Source organism: Bradyrhizobium sp. SZCCHNR1002, from assembly GCF_032381435.1.
GTDB lineage: Bacteria > Pseudomonadota > Alphaproteobacteria > Rhizobiales > Xanthobacteraceae > Bradyrhizobium > Bradyrhizobium aeschynomenes.
The window spans coordinates 404,927-429,164 of record NZ_JAUHIS010000006.1; the positions used below are offsets into that span (position 1 = coordinate 404,927).

25 protein-coding genes are annotated in these 24,238 nt (G+C 65.3%); 12 read left to right on the plus strand and 13 right to left on the minus strand.

Annotation, left to right across the window (positions count from 1 at the left end; translation table 11 throughout):
- Positions 1-217: 217 nt before the first annotated feature.
- Together QX108_RS26875 and QX108_RS26880 are read left to right on the plus strand one after the other, a co-directional pair.
- Entirely contained in the window at positions 218-1,744 is a 1,527-nt protein-coding gene (locus QX108_RS26875) for an ATPase domain-containing protein (RefSeq protein WP_315785832.1), read from the plus strand.
- Positions 1,734-3,431 carry a response regulator gene (locus QX108_RS26880; protein WP_315785833.1) on the plus strand — a complete coding sequence of 566 codons (1,698 nt, stop codon included), beginning with the start codon at positions 1,734-1,736 and terminating at the stop codon, positions 3,429-3,431. The genes QX108_RS26875 and QX108_RS26880 overlap by 11 nt, the downstream gene beginning before the upstream one ends.
- Before the next feature lie 56 nt (positions 3,432-3,487).
- On the opposite strand, the gene QX108_RS26885 is transcribed toward QX108_RS26880, so the two are convergent.
- On the minus strand, positions 3,488-3,733 hold the full coding sequence (locus tag QX108_RS26885) for a DUF6894 family protein (protein WP_315785834.1): 246 nt from the start codon (positions 3,731-3,733) through the stop codon (positions 3,488-3,490).
- A complete protein-coding gene (locus QX108_RS26890; RefSeq protein WP_315785835.1) occupies positions 3,717-4,469 on the minus strand; it encodes a Crp/Fnr family transcriptional regulator in 753 nt (250 codons plus the stop codon). Before QX108_RS26890 ends, QX108_RS26885 begins: the two co-directional genes overlap by 17 nt.
- Before the next feature lie 307 nt (positions 4,470-4,776).
- Between QX108_RS26890 and QX108_RS26895 the strand changes: the two genes are divergently transcribed.
- From QX108_RS26895 to QX108_RS26905, 3 genes are all read left to right on the plus strand, one after another.
- Entirely contained in the window at positions 4,777-4,929 is a 153-nt protein-coding gene (locus QX108_RS26895; protein WP_315729281.1) for a hypothetical protein, read from the plus strand.
- Positions 4,930-5,406: 477 nt separating this feature from the next.
- Positions 5,407-6,144 (plus strand): thioredoxin family protein, encoded by a 738-nt coding sequence (locus QX108_RS26900; protein ID WP_315785836.1) that lies wholly within the window; start codon positions 5,407-5,409, stop codon positions 6,142-6,144.
- 299 nt (positions 6,145-6,443) lie between these two features.
- Positions 6,444-6,914, plus strand: coding sequence for a DoxX family protein (locus tag QX108_RS26905; RefSeq protein ID WP_315785838.1), 471 nt, complete (start codon positions 6,444-6,446; stop codon positions 6,912-6,914).
- Between the two features lie 59 nt (positions 6,915-6,973).
- On the opposite strand, the gene QX108_RS26910 is transcribed toward QX108_RS26905, so the two are convergent.
- The gene (locus QX108_RS26910) at positions 6,974-7,744 is read right to left on the minus strand and encodes a serine acetyltransferase (protein WP_315785840.1); all 771 of its coding nucleotides are present in this window, start codon (positions 7,742-7,744) and stop codon (positions 6,974-6,976) included.
- Between QX108_RS26910 and QX108_RS26915 the strand changes: the two genes are divergently transcribed.
- The 6 genes from QX108_RS26915 (at position 7,743) to QX108_RS26940 (ending at position 14,735) form a co-directional block, all read left to right on the plus strand.
- Positions 7,743-9,170 carry a hypothetical protein gene (locus tag QX108_RS26915; protein ID WP_315785842.1) on the plus strand — a complete coding sequence of 476 codons (1,428 nt, stop codon included), beginning with the start codon at positions 7,743-7,745 and terminating at the stop codon, positions 9,168-9,170. The genes QX108_RS26910 and QX108_RS26915 overlap by 2 nt on opposite strands.
- 168 nt (positions 9,171-9,338) lie before the next feature.
- On the plus strand, positions 9,339-9,494 hold the full coding sequence (locus QX108_RS26920) for a hypothetical protein (RefSeq protein ID WP_315718872.1): 156 nt from the start codon (positions 9,339-9,341) through the stop codon (positions 9,492-9,494).
- Between the two features lie 113 nt (positions 9,495-9,607).
- Complete coding sequence (locus QX108_RS26925) at positions 9,608-10,438, plus strand: hypothetical protein (RefSeq protein ID WP_315718873.1); 831 nt, start codon at positions 9,608-9,610, stop codon at positions 10,436-10,438.
- Positions 10,439-10,835: 397 nt separating this feature from the next.
- Positions 10,836-12,185, plus strand: a complete 1,350-nt coding sequence (locus tag QX108_RS26930) for a hypothetical protein (RefSeq protein ID WP_315785844.1) — start codon at positions 10,836-10,838, stop codon at positions 12,183-12,185.
- Between the two features lie 723 nt (positions 12,186-12,908).
- A complete protein-coding gene (locus QX108_RS26935) occupies positions 12,909-14,459 on the plus strand; it encodes an aldehyde dehydrogenase family protein (RefSeq protein WP_315718875.1) in 1,551 nt (516 codons plus the stop codon).
- A gap of 75 nt (positions 14,460-14,534) precedes the next feature.
- Entirely contained in the window at positions 14,535-14,735 is a 201-nt protein-coding gene (locus QX108_RS26940; RefSeq protein ID WP_172110721.1) for a DUF3606 domain-containing protein, read from the plus strand.
- 2 nt (positions 14,736-14,737) lie between these two features.
- On the opposite strand, the gene QX108_RS26945 is transcribed toward QX108_RS26940, so the two are convergent.
- Both QX108_RS26945 and QX108_RS26950 read right to left on the minus strand, forming a co-directional pair.
- Positions 14,738-14,938: a zinc finger domain-containing protein gene (locus tag QX108_RS26945; protein WP_172110720.1), complete on the minus strand. Its 201-nt coding sequence runs from the start codon at positions 14,936-14,938 to the stop codon at positions 14,738-14,740.
- Between the two features lie 59 nt (positions 14,939-14,997).
- Positions 14,998-15,291: a hypothetical protein gene (locus QX108_RS26950; RefSeq protein ID WP_315785848.1), complete on the minus strand. Its 294-nt coding sequence runs from the start codon at positions 15,289-15,291 to the stop codon at positions 14,998-15,000.
- 192 nt (positions 15,292-15,483) lie between these two features.
- Here QX108_RS26950 and pncA point away from each other — a divergent pair, with 192 nt between their 5' ends.
- Positions 15,484-16,107, plus strand: a complete 624-nt coding sequence (gene pncA, locus QX108_RS26955; protein ID WP_315785850.1) for a bifunctional nicotinamidase/pyrazinamidase — start codon at positions 15,484-15,486, stop codon at positions 16,105-16,107.
- 10 nt (positions 16,108-16,117) lie between these two features.
- On the opposite strand, the gene QX108_RS26960 is transcribed toward pncA, so the two are convergent.
- The 8 genes from QX108_RS26960 to QX108_RS26995 are packed head-to-tail and all read right to left on the minus strand — an operon-like array spanning position 16,118 to position 24,195.
- Positions 16,118-17,671, minus strand: a complete 1,554-nt coding sequence (locus QX108_RS26960; RefSeq protein WP_315785853.1) for a hydantoinase/oxoprolinase family protein — start codon at positions 17,669-17,671, stop codon at positions 16,118-16,120.
- 3 nt (positions 17,672-17,674) lie between these two features.
- On the minus strand, positions 17,675-18,775 hold the full coding sequence (locus QX108_RS26965; protein ID WP_315785856.1) for a DUF917 domain-containing protein: 1,101 nt from the start codon (positions 18,773-18,775) through the stop codon (positions 17,675-17,677).
- Positions 18,772-19,431, minus strand: a complete 660-nt coding sequence (locus QX108_RS26970; protein WP_315785859.1) for an AroM family protein — start codon at positions 19,429-19,431, stop codon at positions 18,772-18,774. The genes QX108_RS26965 and QX108_RS26970 overlap by 4 nt, the downstream gene beginning before the upstream one ends.
- 55 nt (positions 19,432-19,486) lie before the next feature.
- The gene (locus QX108_RS26975) at positions 19,487-20,575 is read right to left on the minus strand and encodes an ABC transporter ATP-binding protein (RefSeq protein ID WP_315785861.1); all 1,089 of its coding nucleotides are present in this window, start codon (positions 20,573-20,575) and stop codon (positions 19,487-19,489) included.
- Positions 20,572-21,636 (minus strand): extracellular solute-binding protein, encoded by a 1,065-nt coding sequence (locus QX108_RS26980; RefSeq protein WP_315785863.1) that lies wholly within the window; start codon positions 21,634-21,636, stop codon positions 20,572-20,574. Before QX108_RS26980 ends, QX108_RS26975 begins: the two co-directional genes overlap by 4 nt.
- A gap of 14 nt (positions 21,637-21,650) precedes the next feature.
- On the minus strand, positions 21,651-22,529 hold the full coding sequence (locus QX108_RS26985; RefSeq protein WP_315785865.1) for an ABC transporter permease: 879 nt from the start codon (positions 22,527-22,529) through the stop codon (positions 21,651-21,653).
- A gap of 8 nt (positions 22,530-22,537) precedes the next feature.
- On the minus strand, positions 22,538-23,413 hold the full coding sequence (locus tag QX108_RS26990; protein WP_315785867.1) for an ABC transporter permease: 876 nt from the start codon (positions 23,411-23,413) through the stop codon (positions 22,538-22,540).
- Complete coding sequence (locus QX108_RS26995; RefSeq protein WP_315785869.1) at positions 23,413-24,195, minus strand: IclR family transcriptional regulator; 783 nt, start codon at positions 24,193-24,195, stop codon at positions 23,413-23,415. The genes QX108_RS26990 and QX108_RS26995 overlap by 1 nt, the downstream gene beginning before the upstream one ends.
- Positions 24,196-24,238 lie beyond the last annotated feature (43 nt).

Below are 24,238 nucleotides of genomic sequence, written 5' to 3' on the forward strand. Positions count from 1 at the left end.
CCGCGCAGCGGAACCGTCCGAGAACTTCCTTGAACCGTTTGTTGCTCGCGGCGTTGACGGTCCGCTCGTTGTCCGAGCGGGTTCCGGGGAACCCGGGGTGGATTTGTCGTGTTCCTTTATTGGCTGTCGCAACGACCCGCCGGGCGAAGGGTCGCCGCTGCGCCGCCGGCGATCACCGATCGCCGTTCGTCTCATTGATGATGTCGGAGCGTTCAAAATGACGGAGGAGTTTGTCGACGGCAGCCGGAAAGACGAGCCTTCGCCACGGACGCGGATCTCCACCGGGAGCGAAGGTCTCGACGACATCCTCGGCGGCGGCTTGGACCCCAATCGCCTGTATCTCTACGAGGGGCGGCCTGGGACCGGAAAGACGACGGTCGCGCTGCAGTTCCTGCTCAAGGGCAGGCGTCTCGGCGAGCGGGTGCTCTACATCACGCTATCGGAGACCCAGCGGGAATTGGAGGTGGTCGCCGAGCGGCACGGCTGGTCGCTCGCCGGCGTCGACGTGTTCGAGCTGGTGCCGCCGGAGACGACGCTCGATCCGGAGCGGGAGCTCACGGTGTTCCATCCGGCCGAGGTCGAGCTCAGCGAGACCACCGGCCTGATGTTCAAGGAGGTCGAGCGCGTCGATCCCGCCCGGGTCGTCATCGACAGCCTCTCCGAGCTGCGGCTCTTGGCGCAGAGTCCGCTGCGCTACCGTCGTCAGGTGCTCGCGCTGAAGCACTTCTTCGCCAAGCGCAACTGCACGGTCATCCTGCTCGACGATCTGTCGTCGTCGCAGGATGATCTGCAGCTGCACTCGGTCGCGCATGGCGTCGTGATGCTGGAGCAGCTGGCGATCGAATATGGCGCCGAGCGCCGCCGGCTGCGCGTGATCAAGATGCGCGGCATTGCGTTTCGCGGCGGCTTTCATGATTTCACGATTGCCGAAGGAGGTCTGAGGATCTTTCCCCGGCTCGTCGCCGCGGAGCATCATCGCTCGTTCCTCGGCGAAGTCGTGTCCAGCGGCAACGCCGAGCTGGACCAGCTGCTGGGCGGAGGGCTCGAGCGCGGCACCAACGCGCTGCTCATCGGCTCCGCTGGCGTCGGCAAATCGTCGGTTGCGCTGACCTACGCGATCGCGGCGGCCGATCGCGGCGAGCACGCGGTGTTCTTCGCGTTCGACGAGGGCCGGGGCACCGTGGAGGCGCGGGCGCAAACGCTCGGCCTGCCGCTGGAAAGACACATGGCGTCCGGGCTGATCAGGTTCCAGCAGATTGATCCCGCCGAGCTCTCGCCCGGTGAGTTCGGCGCCAACGTCCGGCGCAGCGTCGAGCACGACCATGCCCGCGTCATCGTCATCGACAGTCTCAACGGCTACCTCCATGCGATGCCGGACGAGCGTTTTCTCATCCTGCAGATGCATGAACTTCTGAGCTATCTCGGCCAGCAGGGCGTGCTGACCATCCTGGTGCTCGCGCAACATGGTCTGGTGGGACCGATGGAAACACCGCTGGACATCAGCTATCTCAGCGATGCCGTGCTGATGCTGCGCTACTTCGAGGCGGCAGGGACCGTCCGCCGCGCGCTGTCGGTCGTCAAGAAGCGGAGCGGGCACCACGAGCATACGATCCGCGAGTTTCGCCTGAGTGGAAGCGGCATCACGCTCGGGCCCCCGCTCACGGCGTTCAGCGGCGTGTTCTCGGGCAATCCGCGTTTCACCGGCGACGTCATCCCTGACATGGACGTCCGCGATGAGCGCTGATCGGGATCAGCACGTGCTCGTCTTCGCACCGATCGGACGGGACGGTCCGGCCTCCGCGGAGCTGCTTCGCAATGCCCGGATCGACGCCCGCGTCTGTACCTCGCTGGCCGAGCTGGTGAGCGAGCTGAACACCGGCGTGGGCGCCGTCGTCGTTTCCGAGGAGGGCTTCTTTGCCAAGGACACCGGCCCGCTGATGCAATGGGTCGAGCGGCAGCCTGCCTGGTCCGATTTGCCCTTCATCGTCCTGACCAGCCACCGGGAGCAGCCCGCCGTCGCCGCGTGGCGGCGCAATCTCGTGCGCGCGCTGCGCAACGTGTCATTGCTGGAGCGGCCGATCCAGCCGATCACGCTGACCAGCGCGGTGCAATCGGCGATGCGGGCGCGGCGGCGCCAATACGAGATCCGCGCGCTGATCCAGGCCCGCGAGCAGGCGGCGCAGGAGCTGGAGCGGCTGGTGGTGGAGCGGACGCGCGCGCTCGCCGAGTCCAACGAGCATCTGCGCATCGAGATGGCCGAGCGCGCCCGCGTCGAGGAGACGCTGCGCCAGGCGCAGAAGATCGAGGCCATCGGGCGGCTGACCGGCGGCGTCGCGCACGACTTCAACAATCTGCTGATGGTGATCTCGGGCGGTCTCGACATGCTGGACCGCCAGGCCGATCCGGAGCGGCGTCGCCGCCTGATGGACGGCATGATCCAGGCCGCCCAGCGCGGCGCCAGCCTGACGCGGCAGCTGCTCGCGTTCTCGCGCCGCCAGGAGCTGACGCCCGAGCCGGTCGACATCGCGCGCCAGATCGGCGGCATGCGCGAGCTGCTCGATCGCAGCCTGCGCGGCGACGTCCATGTGCAGTTCGATTTTCCCGAGACGCTCTGGCCGGTCGAGGTCGACCCCGGCGAGCTCGAACTGGTGGTGCTCAATCTCGCCGTCAATGCGCGCGACGCGATGCCGAGCGGCGGCACGATCATGGTGCGGGCTGAGAACCTGTCGAACTGGAAGGACGACGAGATTGCGGGCGACTACGTCCGCCTGTCGGTGATCGACGCCGGGACCGGAATGACGGACGAGGTCCGCCTGCGCGTCTTCGAGCCCTTCTTCACCACCAAGGACGTCGGCAAGGGCTCGGGCCTCGGGCTCGCCCAGGTCTACGGCTTCGTCAAGCAGTCGCGCGGCACCGTCTCGATCGAGTCCGAGCTCGGCCGGGGCACCACGATCGCCCTTTACCTGCCGCGATCCGCGCACGCCGCGTCCGGGCATCAGCAGCATCTGATCGATCTGCATCGGCCGCGCCCCCGTCATCGCGACGAGGGCCGCGTTCTTCTCGTCGAGGACGACGAGGAGGTCGCTGCGCTGGTGAGCGAGATGCTCCGTCAGCTCGGCTTCGAGGTCACCCGCGCCGCCAGCGCGGCGGCGGCGCTCGGCGCACTGGCCGACGGACGGGCGGTCGACCTCGTGTTCTCCGACGTGATGATGCCGGGCGGCATGAACGGCGTCGAGCTCGCGCGCGAGATCCAGCGTCGGCGCGGCGACATGCCCATTCTCCTGACCAGCGGCTATTCGGGAGCGGCCGTGCATGCGGCCAGGGAAGCGGGCGTGCGGATCCTGCCGAAGCCCTATCGGATCGACGAGCTGGCGGCGGCGATCGATGCGGCCAAGGCAGAAGGCATGTGGTCGCGGGCGCGCAGCTCCTGAGCGGTGGCCGGTCGTCCGACGTTCCGGCCCGCAGGCTCGACAGCCGTGGCTTAGCGTCAGCCGCGCTCGATCAGCACCGACACGGTGACTTGTCCCACCCGGCCGTCATCGGATCTGACCTCCAGGCTGACATTGGTCGTCGAAGGCTCCAGCCGGTCGCGTGCGATCGCAAGCGCGGCGTCCGCCGTCTCAAGAAGCACGGTCTCGACGTCGTCGAAATCGACGCCTTCGAGGTCGGTGCCCTCCGCAGGCACTTCACCGGGATGTTGGATGTAGAAGAGCATCTCATTCGTCCCGGTCATGGGATTGTCCTGGGCGCGAATCGTCGATCTGATGAAGATACGCGGGATCGAACTCTCCGGCAGCGACGACCTTATCAACGTCGATCAGCTTCACAAGGTTCTTACGGATATCGAGCACGCGTTGACTGCGGAATTCCTGCAGCACGCGGTTGACATGCACGGTGCTCAGGCCGAGCGCCTCGGCGAGCTCCGATTGGGTAATCGGAAACCGATAGGCGTTGTCGTCGACGAGCCCGACCTCGGCCAGGCGTTGCCGGAGCTCTGCGAGCAGATGCGCCATGCGGGCCGACGCCGAGCGAACGCCGAGATTGAGGATCCACTGCCGGAACACGGCGGCGTCGATCATGGTCTCGCGCCACAGGGCGCGCGCGACAGCCGGATGCGCGTCGATCAGTCTGGACAGATCGGCGTGGTCGATGAAGGCCAACGTCGCCGCGGAGATCGTGACGATGTCATGGTCCATGGTCTTGAGCAGCAGGCTTTGCAGATCGGGAATGTCGCCGGGAATGTGGAACGACAGGATCTGGCGCTTGCCGGTCTCGGTGACCTTGGCGCGATAGGCGAAGCCGGTGACGATCATGCAGCACGCCTGCGGACGATCACCCTCCCAGGCAATCTGGGTTTCCGGCTCGACCGCCTTCAACTCCACGGGAAGGGCCTTGATCGCCGCGATGTCGTGTTCGCTCAGCTCGGTTGCGCTCCGCAGCCTACGGATCAGCGTGACCATATGATGCATCGGGGGCTCGCGATGGCGAAGGTCAAGACCATCGGCTTGAGGCAAGGTCTGTGGGACCGGAGAGCGAGGTGCCAAGCTTCGCTGCGCAGGCAGAGGGAGCACGATCATCTCTCGGCCACCGGCACCTCCCGAAAGTTGGGCTGGGGGTTATTGATAACGGTCGACCGTCGGATTGGTTCCCTTCCTCCTCCGATTTATCCAGTCGTGTTCCATCGCGGGCTGCGGCGGGACGTCGCCATCCTTTCGGGTTGAACCGGCGGGCACTTCCTCGCATTCTCGGCGCGATGAGCGTGATGAGGTGGCGCGCATGGAACGCTACATTCGCAACGAAAACATCCGTCATTTTCGTCAGCTGCTCGAGGCGGAGACCGACGAGCAAAAACGCAGGATCATCCGGCAGCTCCTGGCGGACGAAGAGGCCCGGCATTGTCCGCCCGATCCCAAGCCGCCGACCTCCTAGCGGATGCGCGCGCTCAACGGCCGGGTTCCATCCAGTTCAGAGTCCCGCAGGCGGTGCAGTTGAACATGCGGGCCGATTCTCCCGTCCGGGGATTCAGGATGCTCCGAATCGCGCTCGCGCGGTGACCGCAACTGCGGCAGGGCGGCAGGTCGTTATGACCGCCGCGCAAAGAGCTGTTGTTGTCGGACACGTCGGACATCACCTCCCGAAACTCACGAGATCAATCGGCGGATCACTCCGGAAATACAATTGGGGGACAATACGGAGCTGACGGCGGCGAGGCGTTTGCGTCAGAGGAGCGGCTCGGCACCATCCGCTTCCAGTCCGCGGCGAGCGCCTCGTTCCCGGGCGTCCGGCCTTGGGCCGTTGGCCTGGTCTCGCCCGGCCCCGACTCCGGCCAGCTCGCAGTAAAAAAGCTGCGCTCCGATGTCGGCTGGCTGCTCATCGGCTCGTCCTCGGGGAAACAGGAGAACCGGCATGACGCTCCCCCGAATAGTCTCGCAGTCGGAATGGACCGAAGCGCATCGCGCCCACCTCGCCAGCGAAAAGGCCTTCATGCGGCAGCGCGACGCCCTGGCCGAAGCCCGGCGGAACCTGCCTTGGGTCAAGGTCGAGAAAGACTATGTCTTCCAGACGCCGAACGGGCCGGCGCGCCTGGGCGACCTTTTTCAGGGACGCAGCCAGCTGATCATCTACCATTTCATGATGGCGCCGGGCGATCCGCACCGCTGTCCCGGCTGCTCCTTCCTCTGCGACCATATCGACGGTGCCAACCAGCATCTGCGACAGCACGACGTCAGCCTTGTCGTGGTGTCGCGCGCGCCCCTCGCGGACATCGCGCCGTTCAAAGCGCGCATGGGCTGGGCTTTCGACTGGGTGTCGTCCGAAGGCAGCGATTTCAATGCTGACTACAAGGTCTCGTTCTCGGACGAGCAGATCGCGGCAGGCACGGCCGTGTACAATTTCGCGCCGCTGCGCGGCAGCTCACGCGAGCTGCCCGGCCTGACCGTGTTCTACAAGGACGCCGCCGGCGACATCTTCTGCACCTTCCAGGTTCGCTCCCGCGGCGGCGATCCGCTGATCGGCGCCTATCACTATCTCGACCTTGCGCCAAAGGGCCGCAACGAGACCGGACGCGGCAATCTGTCCGACTGGGTGCGCCTGCACGACGAATACGAAGGGGGGAGCCGCCAAGGCTGCCATTGCGGCCCGTAGCGCAGGCGGAATCAGCGCGGCACGGGTAGGTCAGCTCGTCCTGTTCTGACAGTGCACTCTCCACCCGGTGAGGTGCACTCAGCTTCTGCCGCTCGTTCCTGGCGCGGAGAGTTGAGGCACTATCCCCGTCGAGCGCAATCACGCGTATCGCGCTGAGAAATACCTGATCAACGCAGCGATCGCGTGACGCACGATCTCGCAACGCAGCCCTGAGTTTTTCACCGCAGCGCACTTGATTTGCCGCAATGGCGGCAACTGCGTTCGATGGAACATTCGACTCAACAGAAAGGAGTTGAGTCATGTGGCTCACCAAGGACGACTTCCGCATCAAGGCGGACAATTTCGATCTTACGAACGGCTCGAACATTCTTCGCATCATTTGCGGATTGTTTCTGTTTCCTCACGTCGCGGGAAAGTTTGCTGGCGGCGCGGTGTCGGCCGCGACCGCGGGCTTCTTCGCCAAGGCAGGCTTTCATCCGCCGGAGGCCTGGGTTTTGATCGCTGCCGCCGCGGAATCCGCCGCCGGAATAGCGTTGGTCCTCGGCATCTGCACGCGCTTCGCCGCGCTCGGCGCCACCGCGTTGCTGCTGTTCGCGGTCTACGCGCTGCAGGTCGTGAAAGGCTTTGGCTGGACCTGGAACACCGGCGGCTATGAATATCCCGTGTTCTGGGCGATCACCTCGCTCGTCGTCGCCATCGAGGCGTGGAAGACGCATCTCGCGCAGGCCAAGCCGAGCGCGCGGGCCCTGCCGGCAAGCGCTGCGGCCTGATCCTAAGACCGTGATGAGGACATGAGAGCCGCCCACGGGCGGCTTTCGCGCGCCTGGCCTCACATCCCGGCCGGGCTCGGTGTCTCCACGCAGTTCGTCAGCCGGGCCGGCGTGCCCACGGCCGTGCAGCCGGCCGGCACATCGGATGTGACGACCGCTCCTGCGCCGATCTTGGCGAAGTCGCCAATCGCGACATCGCCGAGCACCGTCGCACCTGATGACAGCAGCACGCCGCGGCCGATCCGCGGGCCGCGCCCGGGCAGCGCATCGTGACGCCCGATGGTGACGTTCTGCAGGATGGTGACGCCGTCGCCAATGGTGCTGAACGCGCCGATGACGATTCCGGTGGCGTGATCGAGAAACACCGCTGTCCCGATCTGCGCCGAAGGATGGATGCTCACTTGCAGCGACGTCGACGCCTCGGCCTGGAGCAGCAAGGCGAGGTCGGGCTGCGCGTTGGTCCAGAGCCAGTGCGAGACACGAAACGCCTGCATCGCGATGTAGCCCTTGTAGTTCAGCAGCGGCGGCAGCAGCGACGTGGTTGCCGGATCGCGGGCCGCGATGGCGCGCAGATCAATGGCGGCGGCATCGACGAGATCGGGGGACGCGCGCTGGGCCCGGCGCGCGATGGCAGCGAACTGCGTGCGCTCGCCCGGGGTCCTGCCGAGGCGGGTGCCGATCTGGTGCGCCACGACACTGCCGAGGTCCGGATGATCTTGGATCGCGGCCGCCGCGGCGCCGCCAAAAATCGGATCGCTCACCAGGCCCAACCGAACCTCGTCCTGGATGGACTGCCAGACGGCGTCCCGCGCTGAGTGCGTTTCGATCATGGTCGACTGCCCGCTTGCCGGAGGACGCGGGCAGCATAGCCCGATCCAGGCGCCGTCGAAACCGGGATCTGCCGGCATTTCGTTCGTGCCGGGCTGGCGGCCGTCGGCGCCGCATCCTGTTAGTTGCTGGCCAACGGCCGGAAGCTTGGCAAAGGGGGCAGCCCGGGCTAGCATCGCCGCGTCGAGAGAGGCACCGCGAGGAACGGACCAAAAAAACAGAGACCGGGATCAGGGGGAGGCGTTGATCAATTGGTCGGAGGAGTTTCCTTTTCTGAAGGACCCGGATCTTCCGCCGGAGTACAAACGGATTCTGCTGGACAAAGCTCTGGAAGAACGAGCTCAGCTCGCGCTGCTGCCCGAGAAGCGCGCGGAACGACAGACCTCGGATCGGATCGAACGTCTCAAGTTCTGGCACAACACGCCATTGGTCGTGACGCTCGTCGGGACGATCACGATCATGGCCAATGGCCTCGTCGGCTACTTCCAAAGCCAGCAGACGACGGTCAATTCGATCGCGATCAAGCAACTCGAATCGACGCTGGAGGAGGCACAGAAGCGTTCGGATGCCGAGCGCGAGCGTCAATTGGCCAAGCTCAAGAACGACCTTCAGGAGGGCGCGGCTGCCGCGGACGCCACACGCAAGGCGACCAAGGAGGAGCGCGACTTCGCCTACAAGGTCATCGAGAAGGAGCTGGCGAAGAGTGACGATACGCGAGCGCGCGCGGCGGTTCTGTTGTTCCTGGTTCGCGCGGGCGTCCTCAACAGCCTGAACCGCGGCGAGCTGGAACGAATGGCGCTCGCCGATCTGGAGGGGACGAAGTCGCCCAGCGAAGCGGTGATCCCTCCGACCTTGGGGCGTCGCGACGTCGAGCTGCCGCACTACAATCTTCAGCCGCCTCCGCCCAGTCCCGGCCAGACCCAATCGGCGAGCAGGCTCCTGACCCTGGCGGTCAGCGAGATCAACAAGAACGTCGAAGAGACGACATCGGCCGACCGGATTGCCGACTATTGGCGGGCCGTGAACCTGGACCCCATGCAGATGGGACAGGCGCCGTGGAGTGCGGCATTCATCTCGTGGCTGATCCTCAAGGTGGACAGTCCGGTGAAGATCACGCCGTCTGCGGTCAACGCCCAGATCTGGAACGATGCCCTGCGCAAGAAGCTCACATTCCTGCCGGGCGAGAAGCCGGCGCTGCCCGGCGATATCGCCGTCTTCCTCCGGGTAAGAACGGCTTCGGAGCTGAGCGATGCGCGCGCCGGGAAGTCCGGCGGCACGCCGGGGCAGGCCGGCGTGATCTATTCCGTCGACGGGAGCACGTTCACCTCGATCGAAGGCAACAGCGCGGATGCCGTGAGGCTGGTCACGCATGGCATGACCGAGCCGAACCTGCTGGGCTTCATCCGCCTGGCTGATGCCGCCCCATGACGCGGCGTCCCGCTGCTGGCCGAAGCTCGGCCGTCATTCGGCGTGCCACGCGAGGGGGCGGCGAGCGATCACCCGAGGCCATCGTCCGATGCAGGTGACGTCGATCCTGCTCGTCATCGTCCTGGCCTTGCATGGGCGGTGCTGAAATTATTCAACAGCCTTCGAACGATGCAGGTCAGGCTGGGCGTCGGGCTGGTCCTGTCGAGATACGACAACCCGCGGCTGTTCTGGCTGCTGGTCGCGCTGCAATCCCTGGCAATCGGCGTTCTGCTCGCCGTACTCTACGCAGCCTATGTCGTGCTCCCGAACCAGATCGCGAGCTAGCACGTGGCGAACCGTTGTGGGCGCATGATCGTCTGGCTTTTCGTCAGATGATGCATATGTGCACCGGCGCGTACGTCGCGCGGCAGCATCACTCTTGGCGGGGGACATCGTGCATGGTCGTCAATAGTGAGATTGGTGAGATATTCAAGAGGGCGGCCGCCTGGCTGCCGCCCCTATCCTATCTGATAGCTGTGACGATGCTTGCCGGATTGGTCGCCGGCTCGATGGCTCTCGATCCGGGACTTGCATTCATCTCCTGGTATTGGGCGCTCGCGATAGCCGGCTGCCTGTTGGGAATTTTCGGAGCTCTTCGCATTGCTCTCGGCCTTGGAGCCCCGCGCTGGATCGGCGCGGTCCTCGCGCTGCCCTGCCATCTCTGGCTCGTCAACGTGGTCAAGCTGATCGGTGATCAGCCGCTGTCCTCCATGGAGAGGATCGTGTTCGGCCTGGCGGCCCAATTGGCCTTCCTCGCGGCAGCGGCCGGCGCGCTCAGGCTGGTCGAATGGTTGTCGAAGCCGAGGTTCATCTTTCGCGTCGGATACTTGTTTCTGGCCGTCTTTGCGGTGCTCGCCTGCGTGGACACGGCGGTCAGCGCCGCCGGTTGGACTTTTGCAAGGACGCCGTACTGGCTGATGCCGTTTCAGGCCGTGCGCGCTGCAGCCACGCTGGTTGCGTGTGGCGCATTCATCGGCGCTGCCTTGGTGCTGTCGTTACGGCCAGGCGGAGAGCCGTGGACCGGCGTCGTACTCAGCCTGATCGTCGCACATATGCTCTACGATGCAATGAGGCTGACCTTTGTTCTCGAGGTCCACGAACGTGTCGTGTCATTGTGGGGCCCGGCGACCATGCTGGTGGCCGCTATTGCAGTGTGGCGGATCGGGACGGTCCTGCACGCGGGAGCTGTCGCGCGGGGGCCGGCCTCCGTGCATAGGACCGCGGTTTGACGCGGCCCTCGCTCTGGCCTGCGGGAGCTCGGCTCGTCCCGTCCGACGTCTCCCGCGCCGGTCAAGTTTGAGATTTCGTTTTAGACGAATTATATGCGCCGTTGTCATCCTGACGACCGCCAAGAAAAGAGGACGGGCTCAACGCCCGTCCTCAATTTGCTGGGACAGGGTGTTGTCTCTATCCGTGAGCCAGCAGCAGAAGCCAGTAGCCGACGGCCATCACTAGGTGGGCGGAGATCAACGTAATGCAGGCGTAGGTCATCATTGGGGTGCCCTTTCCTGAGCGCACCGGGCGGAAAAATGTTCCGGCGAGCAATGCAAACCGTATATGTGCATCGGTTCCACGGGCAGGTCGGGATAAATCCCTTTGTTTGACAAAGGCTTGCGGAGGTTTTTGATGGCTAGGCGGACGGAATACCCACCTCACCCTTTGGGACGGCTGGTCGCAGCTCAGCGACACAACGCTCTCCGGGATCCCATAGATCCCAAGCTTCCACACAACGTGCGCAACTACCTTGCGGACGTCAAGGGTAAGCTCACACGTATCGACGTTGCTAATATCGCGGCCTGCATTGCGGAAAGCGGAGCAACCAAAATTCGGCGTGTCACGATTTCGAAAGAGGATGTCGAGAGCGTTGAATTGAAGAAGTACGAGGGGGATGATGAAACGTTGTATTGGATCCTTCGTGGATCTCTCATTTCACACGAAGATGCAGCTGAGTTGCTCAACAATCAAAGCCTGAGGGTTGGCAGCGAGAACGTCGTAGGCATAAACTCGCATCTCATAACAGGAGACGTAAGGCAGCGATATGCTGCAGCTGAGTTCGGTCCGCTAGCATGTGCGGCGCTCAGCATTAGAAGAAGCTGGACAACTTGGGTCGACGTTGTTTCGGCAGGACCCGGAGGATTTGGTCGCGATGAATTGCAGCTTCAGATATTGAGGGCGCCGAAGGTCCTAGATCCAGAAGATGCGCAGTTCAACAGCCTTGCCGTAGATATTAAACGGGATTGGAAGCGACGAAAATCTGAAACAAGCGACAATCCAACCGTCGCTATAAAGTCGATAAGTGTAACTACGAAACCTGACTTGGATGAACGGCCGATATTGGACGTAAAGTTTGTTCGATCGTTCTACCGGTTCAATTGCGCGGCGAAGGGGCCGGGCGGACTGCGCTTCAGGTGGGAGCAGTTGATTTCACAGGATGATCCCAAAAATGTTCTGACGCACCTAACATCAGGTGTCGGAGTCGTTGTCAACGTTGTATGCGCTAGAGACAATTCCATCGTAATCGGCCAGAGGCAAAACGTAAGTTTCCGTCGCGATGAATTCGACGTGGCTGTCGTCGAAGGCATTCGTCCAACGGCAAATGTGAATAGGCTTGGGCGTATCGGCTTATTTGCAGTCGTCAGGCGCGCCTTAGACGAAGAACTTGGTTTGAAGTATTCGCAAGTTGCAATCGGTCGTGATTCCGAGTCCCTGATCAAGGATCTTCGCGTGGTCGGCTTCGGCGTAGATTTGCGGTACTATCAGTATAATTTTCTCTGTAACGTTGTGCTTGATACGGAATTTTCTGATGTCGCCGCGATGTGGACCCATGCAGTGGATCGAAGGGAGAATAAGAAACTGTATCACTGGCCGGCCGACCTCGAAGAGGTGATCCAGAGAATAAGAGTAAGTGATATTTGGAGCGCAGGAATGGCTTGCTTGATGCGCACGTCCGACTATTGGCATGCCGCAGATGAATAGACCGGATCGTGGAGTATTCAGGCTAGGCGATGATCCCCCTCCGGTGCGCTCCGGACCTGCGGGGCGCGCACCCTTCTTTTCCTGCCTCACAAAAGATTCTTCTTTCGCTTTTCCAGAAAGTATGCTCTATTGCACGCATCCTGCTTCGCCACGAGGGACGTATCGCGATCGTCACGACACGTGAGGCGGGGAGGCGATGGCCGCGGGCTTGCCGTCGCGCACCTGGTGCGCGGACGAGCGGTGAGCTTGCGGACGCAAAGTCGTGTGGTCCTGGCGCCGCGACGCTGGCGCTAAGCTTTCGGGCGATCCCGAGGGCGACGGTGGCTAAGGAGCCGTACACCGAGGAGAGCACGATATAAGTGTGAAGACCATCGCGCAGGGAATGCCGGAGTTCGGCTGAACCTGTGGTGACTGCCGCCTGCTTTTTTTGCTGCAGGCGGGCCATGGGTTGCGGCCAGCGCCCGGCATTCCCTGCGCCCTCGTGCTCTGCGAGGGTCCGTCGATCTCAACAGCCCGGGCGCGTCGGCGTCGCGGATCGCGCCGATGTGCGCCAGTCCGTCATGAGTCGGTCCGCCGCCCTGTCATCCCGCCGCCGAGTGGCCGATTGCCCAGCGCCCCGATGCTCGCGCCCCGCCGGAATTTGATCTACACGGGGGCATTCACGATGGATCATCCATGATCGTCTCACGCGCACCGGCGCGAAAGACAAATCCGGAGTTGCATATGTCCGCCAGCCCTGCCGATCCTCTCAATCTCACCGCCCAGACGACCGAGATCCTGACCTCGCTCGGTGTCGCGCCGGAGCGCCTGCGCGGCGGGACGCGCGCCGCCCGCTCGCCGGTGACCGGCGAGGTGCTGGCGCATGTGCATGACGACACCAGGGCGGACGCGACGGCCGTGATCGCGCGGGCGCATGCCGCGTTCCTGCAGTGGCGGCTGCTGCCAGCGCCGAAGCGCGGCGAGCTGGTACGGCTGCTCGGCGAGGAGCTGCGCGCCAACAAGGCGGCGCTCGGCCGGCTGGTCTCGATCGAGGCCGGCAAGATCGTTTCCGAGGGGCTCGGCGAGGTCCAGGAGATGATCGACATCTGCGACTTCGCCGTCGGCCTGTCGCGCCAGCTCTATGGCCTGACCATCGCCACCGAGCGCGCCGAGCACCGCATGATGGAGACATGGCATCCCCTCGGCGTGACCGGCGTCATCTCGGCCTTCAACTTTCCCGTCGCGGTGTGGGCCTGGAACGCGGCGATCGCGCTGGTGTGCGGCAACAGCGTCGTCTGGAAGCCCTCGGAGAAGACGCCGCTGACGGCGCTGGCAACGGACGCGCTGCTGGCGCGTGCGCTGGCCCGCTTTCGCCGTGACGGCGGCGACGCGCCGGATGGTCTGACCGGCCTGCTGCTCGGCGGCCGCGCCGTCGGCGAGATGCTGGTCGACGACGTCAGGGTGCCGCTGGTGTCGGCGACCGGATCGACCGCGATGGGACGCGTGGTCGGCGCCTGTCTTGCCGGCCGCTTTGCCCGCGCCCTTCTCGAGCTCGGCGGCAACAATGCCGCGATCGTCGCGCCCTCGGCCGATCTCGATCTCACCTTGCGCGCCGTGGCCTTTGCCGCGATGGGCACCGCCGGCCAGCGCTGCACCAGCCTGCGCCGCCTGTTCGTCCATGCGGATGTGTATGAGCATCTGGTGCCGCGCCTGAAGCAGGCCTATGCCTCGGTCGCGATCGGCAATCCGCTGCAGCAGGGCACCTTGATCGGTCCGCTGATCGATCGCGGCGCCTATGACACCATGCAGGACGCCTTGAGCGCGGCGCGGGATCACGGCGGTCGCGTGTTCGGCGGCGAGCGCGTCGCGGTCGGCGGTTTTGAAGGCGCTTTTTACGTGCGGCCGGCCCTGGTCGAGATCGCCACCCAGAGCGGCCCGGTCGAGCGCGAGACCTTTGCGCCGATCCTCTACGTGATGCCCTATCGCGACCTCGATGCGGCGATCGAGCTGCACAACGCCGTGCCGCAGGGGTTGTCGTCGTCGATCTTCACCAACGATCTGCGCGAGGCCGAATTGTTCGTGTCCTCGCGCGGCTCCGATTGCGGCATCGCCAATGTCAACATCGGCCCCTCGGGCGCCGAGATCGGCGGCGCGTTCGGCGGCGAAAAGGAGACCGGCGGCGGCCGCGAGTCGGGATCGGATTCATGGAAGGCCTATATGCGCCGCGCTACCAATACGGTGAACTACGGCCGCAGCCTGCCGCTGGCGCAGGGCGTCAAGTTCGACATCGGGTGATCGGCATGAGGCCTCCTGTCGTCGGCGGAACTGATCGGCCGATTCGTGCGTTGCGCGCTGACAAGGAGGACCATCATGGCGACGACGAAGAAGGCCGCGGCGAAGACATCGGCGCGTGGACGCAAGCAGGATCGTGCCCGCGTCGCGGGCGGTCAGGACTACGAAGTCGGCTACGAGGCCAGGAAGAGCGGCCGCTCGGCGTCGGCCGTGAAGAAGGCGGTCAAGAAGGTGGGCAACAGCCGCAAGAAGGTCGAGCGCAAGCTTTCGCGTTCGTGACGTCAATTCTTCTGCGGCCGCTCCGGCGGCCGCAGCGATCCCCTGGTCCAGCCGAGCGCCCTCGGCGAATGCAGCGGATCGGGACCGTCGCAGACCGGACAGATCAGCTCGTGCCGCTCGCCCTTGCCTTCGCGCACCACGAGGGCCCGGCCGCAGGTCGGGCATGGTTTACGCAGCAGCCATGGGGCGGAATGCTTTGGCATCACGACGTCTCCCGGTCGATGCCGCAGGCTAGGACATCTTCGGGTAGAGGCGGAATCACTTATCTGAATCTTGGCAATTCTTCCGCTTCGCCTTCGCCAGAACATTCAGGGCAGGTGTCGCCGATCGCGCCCAGCACCTCCTCGATCGCTGCAACCGCTTCCGAACGGCTGACACCGCGCGGCGGATCGTCGCGCGCGATCCGGAGGGCCGCGGCCTTCGCCAGCGGATCGCCGCGATCCAGCATCCAGCCGTGCGGCTCGCACGCGACGATCGCCCCGGCCTCCAGCAGCGTGGCGGTCGCCCAGCGCTCGAGGCGCTGGCTGGCAGAGCGGCATGTGACGGCAGCGGGCATCGGCTTCTCTCCAGCGGGGAGAATCCATCAGTCCGTCCGGCGTTTCCAGGCCCGGCCCGCAGGGCAGGGATTCCGGAATGGAGGGGCTGGCTGCTGGCGGAATGTTCGGCGGTCCGGCTTGAGATCGCCGCGGGCCGAGGCCATCCTTGGCGGAATTTTTGGCGAAGTTTGATGAAACGGGTGCAGACAGGGATGCAGATCAAGGCCAACGAGGATTTGCTGCTCATCATCGATGTGCAGAATGACTTTTGCCCCGGCGGCGCGCTGGCGGTGGCCGATGGCGATGCGGTGGTCCCCGTGATCAACCGGCTGAGCGGGCTGTTCGATCACGTCGTGCTGACGCAGGACTGGCATCCGGCGGGACACAGTTCGTTCGCCTCCAGCCATCCGGGCAAGGCGCCGTTCGAGAGCATCACGATGCCCTACGGGCCGCAGACCTTGTGGCCGGACCACTGCATCCAGGGCACGCCGGGCGCGGCGCTTCATCCGGGCCTTGCGACCGACAAGGCGCAGATGATCATCCGCAAGGGCTTTCGCTCCGCGATCGATTCCTATTCGGCATTCTTCGAGAACGACAAGATCACGCCGACCGGACTTGCCGGATATCTGCGCGAGCGCGGCTTGAAGCGGGTTTTTCTCGTCGGTCTCGCGACCGATTTCTGCGTGCACTATTCGGCCGTCGACGCGCGCCGGCTCGGTTTCGCGGCGGTGGTCGTCGACGACGCCTGCCGCGGCATCGATCTCGGCGGCTCGATGGCGGCCGCCAAGGCTGAAGGTGCCGAGGCGGGGGTGATCAGGATCGCCGAGCTGGTGTGAGGCGGCGCGGCTACGCGGCCGCGCCGATGTTCGGCTCGGCGATGGCGCCGGCGACACGGACGCGGACGCGCAGCGCGTTGCCGGGGAGGTAGGCGATCGGCATGTCCTCGACGTCGACCGTCTTGAGCGTATCGGCTGCGGCGCCGGCCTGCACGGCCCGCGCCTCGGCGATGCCGCGGGCGGCCGCGATGGCCTCGTCGCGGGTCATGTCGCGGAACACCTGGTCGGCCTCGCCGGAGACCTGGGCGATGGCGGCGCCGACCGCGTTGGCGCAGTCGCCATGGTCGACGCGGACGATTTCGGAAATGCCGGCAAGCCGCTCCGGCACCAGGAAGGCGCCGCCGCCGACCGCGAGCAGCGGCACGTCGCCGGCCTCGGTCTTCATGCGGTCGATGTCGCCCTCGAGCTTGCGGTGGGCATCGGCGAGCGCGGCCTCGATCAGGCGCTTCGGCAAATGCGCGACGCGCGCGCGATCGCCGATGTCGATCAGCCCGGCTGCGACGGCGATGTCGGTTGCGGTGAGCTGCTGACCGCCGAACACCAGCGCGTCGGACGTCAGCCGGTATCCGACGCTGACCGGCCCGACGCGGACCGGGTTCTCGTCGACGTGGCTGCCGCCGCCGAGGCCGATCGAGAGCAGGTCGGGCATCCGGAACAGCGTGCGTACGCCGCCGACCTCGACCACGGCGTTGGCCTCGCGCGGAAAGCCGTGGCGCAGCTGGCCGATGTCGCTGGTGGTGCCGCCGACATCGACGACCATGGCGTCGTCGAGGCCCGAGAGATACGCGGCGCCGCGCATCGAATTGGTGGCGCCGGAGGCGAAGCTCATGACCGGGAAGGCGGTCGCGATCTCCGCCTGCATCACGGTGCCGTCGTTCTGCGTCAGGAACAGCGGCGCATCGATGCCGGAATCCGCGATCGCCTTGCGGAAGGCGGCGACGGTGGTGACGGCGAGATCATGGAGCGCGGCATTGAGCAGCGCGGCGTTCTCGCGTTCGAGCAGGCCGATGCGGCCGAGGTCATGCGACAGCGTGACCGCCACGTCGGGGCAGATCTCGGCGAAGATCTCCCGCGCCGTGATCTCGCAGCTCGGATCGAGCGGCGAGAACGACGAGGCGACCGCGACCGAGCGCAGGCCCTTGGCCTTGATCGCGCGCGCGGCGGCCTTCAGACCGTCGGTGTCGAGCGGCATGAAGGGACGGCCGTCATAGTCATGACCGCCCTCCAGCATGAACGTCTCGCCGCTGACGAGCTCGGCCAGATCCGCCGGCCAGTCGCAGAACGGCGGCAGCGAGGCGGAGGCGGGCATGCCGATCCTGATGGCGCCGATCTTGTGCAGATGTCGCCGCTGTACCACCGCATTGATGAAATGCGTGGTGCCGATCACGACCGCATCGACCGGCACGGCCGCCGCGGGATTGGCGCGCAACGCCTTCAGCGCGGCCAGAATGCCGGAGGTGACGTCGGCGGTGGTGGCGGCCTTGACGGAGTGGACGACCTTGTCGTCGGCAATCAAGACCGCGTCGGTGTTGGTGCCACCGACGTCAATACCAATCCGCTTCATTCACTAGGCTCCAGATGTCGCAAACAGCGACTGGAAATCGAGGTCGTAACCAAAGGCGCGGGGGCCGACGAAATCGAGGCCGCGCGGGCTGGTCAGCACCGCGGGGGCGGGCAGGGCGATCACCGTCACCCGCTGGCCGTAACGTACGGTCTCGGTGCCAATGCCGTGGCCGTTGACGCTGTCGAGCACGCAGATCAGGTCGGGCGACATCGCGATCGCCTCATCGCCACGCCAGGCCACGATCCACTCGTTCTGGAACGACAGCTTGAGCTGCGTGCCGCGATCAGCGTCGCTGCCCTCGATGACAGCAGAGCCGCGCAGGAAGCCTTCGGTGGTGCGGCGCTCGACGTCGACGATCTTGCCGGAGAACAGCCGCTGGCCGCCCTCGCAGTCGAGGATCGCCGCGATCGGATCCCCGTGGTTCTTGTTGGCGGCGTTGACGGCGCGGCCGATCGCGATCGCCTTGGTCGTGGTGAAATGGATGCCCCAGTCCTTGACCTCGCGCCCCGTGCGCGGCGCCTTGCTGGTCGAGGCGATCGAGCCCATCTCGACGCAGATCTTTCGGCTGGCGCGCTCCATCCACTTCCACGAGGGCACCTTGGTGACGACGGCCTCGATGCCGCGCGGATCGTACAGCGTGCAGGGATAGGGCTTGAGGTCGCCGATCGCCACCGACGTCATCTGCGCCTCGGGAAAGGCGCGGCCCATGCAGTCGGCGTCGACGACCGGGATGTTCAGATGCGCCGCCGCCATCAGCGCCTGCATGCCGTTGCCGCCGCCGATCTCGACCGACATCACGGCGCGAAATTTGATGCCGTTGATCTCCTCCTGCATCCGCACGGCGCGCGCGATGCTGCGGCTGTCGGCGAGCCGCTCCTGGCCGACCAGAGGTGCGCCCATATTGGACACCACGGCGACCCAGTCGTCGTCGCCGAGATCGAGCGGCGACATCAGCTGCACGCGATGCCCCTCGGCATAGAGGCGGCGCAGATTGAGCAGGCCGAGATAGGGGCTGCCGCCGCCGCCGGTACCGAGGATCCAGGCGCCGACTGCCAGTGCCTCGATGTCATCGAGGCTGATCGTCTTCATCTCGATCTCGCTCATGACACCAGCTCCTCGACGACGCGCGCGGCCGCCGCGATCGACAGGATCACGGGACCCGGATAATGCCGACGCACGCGGGCCTTGTTGGCGCTGGAGTAGCTCATGCAGTCGAGCACGACGAGATCGGGCTGCCTGGCCGCCATCTCGCGCGCCGCGGCATCGACGGTCGCGTCATCCGAGCCTGGCTGCAGCGTCACGCCGACGACATCGACGCCAGTACGTTGCCACTTCCCGGCGATCAGCGCGGTCTGCTCCGGCAGCGGCGAGAACACGCCGAGCCGTCCCTTCGGCAGCACGGCCTCGACCATCTTGTGCAGGACGGCAGAAGGCAGGATCACAAGCCCTTCCGGCGCGAGGTTCGGAAACTCGCCGGTGCAGGCGAGCATGACGACGTCGATGCCCTCCTGGCGAAACTTTGCGAGCTGCGCGTTGGCGCGGGTCTCGACGGCCTTCTTGCTGAGACGGACATTGTCGCCGTTCGGCAGCAAGGTGAACAGCGCATCCGCGCCATCGATCGGCGGGATCTGGTCAATTTCGGCGCGGCTCATGCCGTCGAGAGCGCCGCGCAACTCGATCGTCATCCCGGGCGACAGCACGGCCGCGATCTCGGCCTCCATCGTCGGGCGCGGGCTTTGTCCGATGACGACGACGCCCATGCGCCGTTGCGTGAGATGGGCGGGAGACGGGGATGAAAGCATGACGTTCAAAATATCAATCCTCGAGAATGACGAGATCGGCCGGCCGCCAGCCGAGCGCGACGGCCTGACCCGGCGTATGGAGCGGGCCGGCTCCGGAATTCGGCTGCTGCGCCAGCACGCGCTGGCCGCCGTCGAGCACGATGCGATAGAGCACGGCACCGCCGAGAAAGTTTGTGCTCTCGACCGTGCCGCGCGCCGACGTACCGCTGCTTCGGGTCTCCGAACGATCGGCTGCCGCGATGGTGATCTTTTCGGGCCGCAGGGCGACCGAGACAACTTCGCCATCCGCGGCGGTGACCGGGCGTGGCAGCGCCAGCGCGAGCCCGTTGCCGACCGCGATGCCCGTGCCCTGGTCCATGGTCACGCGCTGGCCGCGAAAGATATTGGTGTCGCCGATGAAGTCGGCAACGAAACGTGTCCGCGGCTGATCGTAGATCTCGACAGGCGTGCCGATCTGCTCGACGCGACCGGCATTCATCACCGCGATGCGATCCGACATCGCCAGCGCCTCTTCCTGGTCGTGGGTGACGAACACCAGCGTCACGCCCAGGTTCTTCTGCAACTGCTTCAGTTCGAACTGCATCTGCTGGCGCAGCTTCTTGTCGAGCGCGCCGAGCGGTTCGTCGCACAGCAGCACGCGCGGCGAGATCACGATGGCGCGCGCCAGCGCAACGCGCTGCTGCTGGCCGCCGGAGAGCTGCGCCGGCCGGCGATCCTCCATGCCGGACAATTCGACCATCGCCAGCGCGGCCTTCACCTTGGCGGCGATCGTCGCCTTGTCGACCTTGCGCATGCGCAGTCCGAAGGCGACGTTCTCGGCCACCGTCCGGTGCGGAAACAGCGCGTAGTTCTGGAACACCATCGCCATGTTGCGCTTGTGCGCGGGCACATGGGTGATGTCGGCGCCGTCGAGACGGATCTCGCCGGTGCTCGGGCTGTCGAAGCCCGCGATCATGCGCAGAGTCGTGGTCTTGCCGCAGCCGGACGGGCCGAGCAGCGAGAAGAACTCGCCCGGCCTTATGTCCATGGCGACCGTGTCGACGGCGCGCACGCCGCCGTCATAGATCTTGCTGACCGAGGCGATCTCGATGGCCGCGCTCATGCGCGGAAGATCCGGTTCACCCGGCTGTCGATCTCGTCCTTCTGCGCATTGTACCACTTCCAGTCGACCTGGATCAGCTTGCTGACCTTCTCGGGCGTCGTCAGCAGCTTGGCATCGTACTTGGCGTCGAGCTTCACCTTCTTGTTGGCGGGCGAGTACCAGACAGTTTCGGCCAGGCGCTTCTGCACCTCGGGGCGCAGCATGTAGTTCACATACGCGTTGGAAAGCTCCTTCATCTTGCTGCCGGGCGTGATCGTAAGCACCTGCTCGAGCGACAGGACGCCCTCGCTCGGCGTGATGAAGTCGATCGGCTGGTTCTGTCCGTCATAGCGGTAGATGCCGGAGTCGTGGATGACGCCGAGTCCGACCTCACCGGACAGGAACAGCTTCTCCATCGCGCCGGTGAAGTCGACGAGCTTGATCGGCTTCAGCTTCTCGAGCGCCGCATAGGCCGCATCGAGATCGGCCTGCCCCTTGCCGTAGAGCGTGCCGCACATCATCAGGAAGGCCTGTCCCAGGCTGTTGACCGGGATCACGTAGCCGCCGCGAACGCCATTGTACTTCGCGTCCCACAGCTCCTTCCAGGACGTGATGCCGGCATAGCCCTTGTCGGTGCGCATGCCCAGGCCGATGGCGCTGGTGAAGATGCAGACGCCGACGATCTTGTCGCTGACGGCGTAGGGGTAGACGTCGGCGATGTTCGGCACCAGCTTGGGATCGACCTTCGGCTCGACGAGGCCCATCTCGACCGCCGCCCACTGCTCATTTGAATTGGTATGCAGCACATCGTAGATCGGCGCCGAGCGCGAACTCGCCTGCAGCTTTGGCAGGAACGGAAACGCGGTGTCGGTCTTAAGCTTGCACTTGAATTCGCTCTCGAAGGCGGGGCCGATCTCGGCCTTCATGACGTCGCCCCATTTGCCGCCCCAGCCGGTGATGTTCAGCACCGGCTCCTCGGCGTGCGCGACGTACGGGGCCGCGATGACGCCGGCACCAAGCGCAGCAGCCGATGTCAACAGGCGCCGGCGGCTCAGGGGGAAGCGACGCGATGATGCGGTCATGTCCAGGGTCTCCCTTAGAGTTTGACGTAGGAGCGCAGACCCACGGTGCGGTCGAGCGCGATGACGACGATAAAGGCGAGCAGGATGGAGACGACCGAGGCGGCGCCGATAGTGCCGTCGAGATCGAACTTGAGGTAGTTGAACAGCGTGACCGGCAAGGTTTCGCCGCCCGGCGCGACCAGGAACAGCGACACCGGGAATTGGTCGAACGAGACGATGAAGGCAAAGATTCCGCCCGCCATCACGCCGGGTTTGACCAGCGGCAAGGTCACTTCGAAGAAGGTCCGGGTTGGACTGGCGCCGAGGTTCTGCGCGGCCTCCTCGAGCCGCACGTCGAAATTATGCAGCACCGCGAGCGTGGTTCGAACCACGTATGGGATCGTCACCAGCGTGTGACCTGCCACGAGCCCCCACGTTGGCCGGCCCACATCGAGCAGGACATAGGACTGGAACAGCGCAAGACCGGTGAGGATCGCAGGCAGCATCAGGGGCGACAGCATTGTCGCCACGATCAGCCGAGAGCCCGGCAGGTTGCCGCGGGCGATCGCCAGCGCGGCCGATGCGCCGAGCACGGTGGCCGCGACCGTGGTCATGGCCGCGACTTCGATGCTGAACAGCAGCGCGTGCATGAAGTCGCGCGAGGCGAAGAATTTCTCGAACCAGCGCAAGGAGACGCCGACCGGCGGAAACTGGATGAAGGGCGTGGGGTTGAGCGCGAACACGATCACGATCGCGATCGGCGTCAGCAGGAAGATCAGGACCGCGATGTTCGCTGCCAAGTACAGTCGGCGCCCCCATCGCCGCGGCGTCGCTTGGCTGCGCAGGGGAGAGGCTGCCGGAAGCTCGATCGGGCGAGCCAGCGGTGTTTGCTGCGCGGAGGCAAGACCCGTCATCGCCGGCCTCACTGCAGCTCGCGCTGGCCCGAGACAAGGCCGAGCACGTGGTTATAGGCGATAACGAGCGAGAGCGAGATCACGAGCAGAACCATGCCGAGCGCAGCCGCGAAGCCGACGTTGAAGTTTGCCGAGATCTGCTGATAGATCAGGATCGGCAGGGTCATGATCTGGAAGCCGCCGAGCAGGATCGGCGTGACATAGGCGCTGATCGCGAGCGCAAACACCAGCAGCGAGCCGGCGAGAATGCCGGGCAGGCTGAGCGGCAGGGTGACTTCGATGAAGGCACGCCAGGGGCTGGCGCCGAGGTTTTCCGCCGCCTGCTCCAGCCGTTCATCGATCCGGCCGATCACGCCGGTCAGGGTCAGCACCATGAAGGGAACGTAGATGTGGACGAGGCCGATGACGATCCCGGTCTCGTTGTACATCAGCTGCAAGGGCTTCGTGATCAGCCCGAGCGAGGTCAGGATCTGGTTGATGACGCCCTTGTCGGACAACAGCGTCATCCAGGCAAAGGTGCGCACGACAATGCCCGTCAGCATCGGCGCCAGCACGGCCATCAGGAGCAGCGCATGGCCGGCGCGGCTCTTGATCCGCGCCATCCAATGCGCCAGCGGATAGCCGATCACGAGCGCGACCAGCGTGGTCCAGAGGCCGATGCGGAGCGTGGTCCAGATCACCTCGAAATAATAGCTGTCGTGGCCCATGCGGGCGTAGTGCTTGGTTGTGAAGCCGACATTCGGCATCACCACGGGATTTCCCGTCAGCACGCTCATGACCGCCATCAGCCCGATCGGCAGGAAGAAGAACAGCGCGAACAGCAGCGCGCTCGGCAGGATCAACAGCGCAAGGCTGTTGACGCGCGGCGCGCTGGTCGTCGGCATCAGGAGGCCAGCCCGGTCAATTGCTCGATGGTCTGGCCCAGCGGATCGCCGGTCATGCGCCGCAGCTTCGAGGCCATTGCGTTAAGCTCGCGGCGGACATTGGCGCGCTCGATCTCGGTCGTGGCCTGCACCGAATACGACACGGCGATGCCGATCAGTTCGCCGCTCTCGCCGCTCGCCAGCGCAAAGCCCTGCGAGCCGACGCCTTCGATCGCTTCGTCGGCAGCATCCGAGATACCCGTGCGCCGGATCTCGTTGAGGCGCGCCATCAGCTCGTTGAAGCTCTGCGGCGAGTTGGCCGGGACCTTGGGATAGTCGAGCGGCACGCGCGCGCGAATCTCCTGGTCCGACAGGCGCGCCAGCATCGCGCGGCCGTTGGAGGTGACGATCGCCGGCGTGCGCTGGCCCGGCGGGTTGACGACGCGCAACGGGTTGGAGCCGGGGACGATGCGCAGCACGACCTGCTGATAGCCGTCGAGCACCGCGATGTAGCCGGTGTGACCGGTGCGCGCGCAGACGTCGCGCAGCTCGCGCTCGGCAACGGCGAGCAGGTCGTCATGGGCGCGGTGCAGACGGCCAAGTTCGAAGGTCAGCAGGCCCGGCCGATAGCGGCGGCTGTGCGGGTCCTGCTCGAGCAGGCCGCAATCGCGCAGCGAGCGGAGCAGGCGGGAGGTCGAGCTCTTCGGCTTGCCGGTGAGGACTTGCACGTCGGCAAATGAGAGGTCGGGCCGCGAGGTCGAAAAGCAGCGCAGGATGTCGATGGCGTTGGTCAGGGCGCTCATGATGATACCGTTTGTTCCATTTTTCGGAACGTAGTCCCGAATT

Bases quoted from the DNA above. Each gene is read 5' to 3' on its own strand.
- QX108_RS26875 (WP_315785832.1), top strand. From the start codon at position 218: ATGACGGAGGAGTTTGTCGACGGCAGCCGGAAAGACGAGCCTTCGCCA.
- QX108_RS26880 (WP_315785833.1), top strand. From the start codon at position 1,734: ATGAGCGCTGATCGGGATCAGCACGTGCTCGTCTTCGCACCGATCGGA.
- QX108_RS26885 (WP_315785834.1), bottom strand. From the start codon at position 3,733: ATGACCGGGACGAATGAGATGCTCTTCTACATCCAACATCCCGGTGAA.
- QX108_RS26890 (WP_315785835.1), bottom strand. From the start codon at position 4,469: ATGCATCATATGGTCACGCTGATCCGTAGGCTGCGGAGCGCAACCGAG.
- QX108_RS26895 (WP_315729281.1), top strand. From the start codon at position 4,777: ATGGAACGCTACATTCGCAACGAAAACATCCGTCATTTTCGTCAGCTG.
- QX108_RS26900 (WP_315785836.1), top strand. From the start codon at position 5,407: ATGACGCTCCCCCGAATAGTCTCGCAGTCGGAATGGACCGAAGCGCAT.
- QX108_RS26905 (WP_315785838.1), top strand. From the start codon at position 6,444: ATGTGGCTCACCAAGGACGACTTCCGCATCAAGGCGGACAATTTCGAT.
- QX108_RS26915 (WP_315785842.1), top strand. From the start codon at position 7,743: ATGGTCGACTGCCCGCTTGCCGGAGGACGCGGGCAGCATAGCCCGATC.
- QX108_RS26910 (WP_315785840.1), bottom strand. From the start codon at position 7,744: ATGATCGAAACGCACTCAGCGCGGGACGCCGTCTGGCAGTCCATCCAG.
- QX108_RS26920 (WP_315718872.1), top strand. From the start codon at position 9,339: ATGCAGGTCAGGCTGGGCGTCGGGCTGGTCCTGTCGAGATACGACAAC.
- QX108_RS26925 (WP_315718873.1), top strand. From the start codon at position 9,608: ATGGTCGTCAATAGTGAGATTGGTGAGATATTCAAGAGGGCGGCCGCC.
- QX108_RS26930 (WP_315785844.1), top strand. From the start codon at position 10,836: ATGGCTAGGCGGACGGAATACCCACCTCACCCTTTGGGACGGCTGGTC.
- QX108_RS26935 (WP_315718875.1), top strand. From the start codon at position 12,909: ATGTCCGCCAGCCCTGCCGATCCTCTCAATCTCACCGCCCAGACGACC.
- QX108_RS26940 (WP_172110721.1), top strand. From the start codon at position 14,535: ATGGCGACGACGAAGAAGGCCGCGGCGAAGACATCGGCGCGTGGACGC.
- QX108_RS26945 (WP_172110720.1), bottom strand. From the start codon at position 14,938: ATGCCAAAGCATTCCGCCCCATGGCTGCTGCGTAAACCATGCCCGACC.
- QX108_RS26950 (WP_315785848.1), bottom strand. From the start codon at position 15,291: ATGCCCGCTGCCGTCACATGCCGCTCTGCCAGCCAGCGCCTCGAGCGC.
- pncA (WP_315785850.1), top strand. From the start codon at position 15,484: ATGCAGATCAAGGCCAACGAGGATTTGCTGCTCATCATCGATGTGCAG.
- QX108_RS26960 (WP_315785853.1), bottom strand. From the start codon at position 17,671: ATGAAGCGGATTGGTATTGACGTCGGTGGCACCAACACCGACGCGGTC.
- QX108_RS26965 (WP_315785856.1), bottom strand. From the start codon at position 18,775: ATGAGCGAGATCGAGATGAAGACGATCAGCCTCGATGACATCGAGGCA.
- QX108_RS26970 (WP_315785859.1), bottom strand. From the start codon at position 19,431: ATGGGCGTCGTCGTCATCGGACAAAGCCCGCGCCCGACGATGGAGGCC.
- QX108_RS26975 (WP_315785861.1), bottom strand. From the start codon at position 20,575: ATGAGCGCGGCCATCGAGATCGCCTCGGTCAGCAAGATCTATGACGGC.
- QX108_RS26980 (WP_315785863.1), bottom strand. From the start codon at position 21,636: ATGACCGCATCATCGCGTCGCTTCCCCCTGAGCCGCCGGCGCCTGTTG.
- QX108_RS26985 (WP_315785865.1), bottom strand. From the start codon at position 22,529: ATGACGGGTCTTGCCTCCGCGCAGCAAACACCGCTGGCTCGCCCGATC.
- QX108_RS26990 (WP_315785867.1), bottom strand. From the start codon at position 23,413: ATGCCGACGACCAGCGCGCCGCGCGTCAACAGCCTTGCGCTGTTGATC.
- QX108_RS26995 (WP_315785869.1), bottom strand. From the start codon at position 24,195: ATGAGCGCCCTGACCAACGCCATCGACATCCTGCGCTGCTTTTCGACC.